Here is a 1288-nt window from a genome sequence, read left to right on the forward strand (position 1 = left end):
CCTACGATTAGTCAAGGGCTTGGAACTAGGTTTTAGGTCTTGAATTTGTGATCATAGCCTTATGTTTTAGGTCTTGTAGGATTCTGTATCAAGGTAGTTGGGGCCGCTAACGGTCGTCACTTTTTTGGTAAGCTAAATAAGCTTCGCCTGCTTGCTTTAAAAATGTGGTGGTTTGAACTACTATACGAATGTAGGAGCTTAAGACTCCGGGCTAATAGTGGACTTCGAGTCCGTGTATCGGTAACGATACTTTGTGCCCGCCATGACCATGGCGTATAGGCATTTCAGTGTCTTGTTCATGCAAGCCACGATGGCAACCTTATCTCGCTTCGGGATAGGTTGCTTTTTTTAGTTGGTAGTAATAATCGACAATGTGATTGGGCGCGGCGGCTTGTTGGCGAATCATGTTTTTGACGATCAGATAAAGCAATGCACGGGCGTGAGGATTACCACGCTTGTTGATATGGTCTTGGCGCTGATACTTGCCAGATTGATAGCGATTCAAATCGATACCGACATACGCGTTGACTTGATTGGCATTATCAAAGCGAAGAATATCTCCAATTTCACCAACTAATTGAGCTGCCGATAACGCCCCGATACCAGGCATGGACTGATAGATCTGAAATTGTGCCAACGGCTCTGCGGTTGTGTTCATTTGTTCGCGCAGTATGTCTTCTTGCTTAGTCAACCCGATTAACTGGCGGCAATAATATTGCACTTCTTGGACTTGAATACTGTCGGAATCAGCGGCTGGATAACTATCTTTGGCATAACCAATCAGCTTCTCTGCGTATTTTAAGCCTTTAGCTTTGGACAGCTTCTTATCCGTTTCATTCATCAGCTTGTTCTTTAAGCAAGTACGTGAGATATGCCGTACAAAGTCTGGATGCGGAAACAGTAAGATCACGTTTAGCGCAAGCTTCGAAACTCGAGAACTAAAGAGCTTCTCCACTTCTGGAAAGGTCTGTTGGAGCGCAGTATAAAGCTTTAATCGGGTTAATTTGATATCATTCATAACCTGTTGGTAGAAACGATTTAACTGGCGTAACTGCTCATATTCTGGCCTCCAAGGTGTAGTCAGCCGATATTGATGATGCATCACAGACAAAGCGATTCTGTGGGCATCTTTTTGATCCGTCTTCACCCGTCGCAAAGTCTCTGAATGTAGATGTAACTCTAGCGGGTTCAATCGTCCATACCGCAATTGATGGTCTTGGCAGAAGCGTACCAGCGGCTGAGAATAGATGCCTGTGGCTTCAAAATAAACGACTGGGTCGTTGGCTTG

Annotated in this window: 1 protein-coding gene; it reads right to left on the bottom strand. The window is 44.7% G+C overall.

The window, feature by feature from the left end:
* Positions 1-319 precede the first annotated feature (319 nt).
* A partial coding sequence (locus JCM13995_RS13440) for an IS110 family RNA-guided transposase (RefSeq protein ID WP_156314518.1) occupies positions 320-1288 on the bottom strand: 969 nt, incomplete at its 5' end.

Source organism: Lacticaseibacillus camelliae DSM 22697 = JCM 13995 (assembly GCF_001311195.1).
In the GTDB taxonomy this organism is placed as follows: Bacteria; Bacillota; Bacilli; order Lactobacillales; family Lactobacillaceae; genus Lacticaseibacillus; species Lacticaseibacillus camelliae.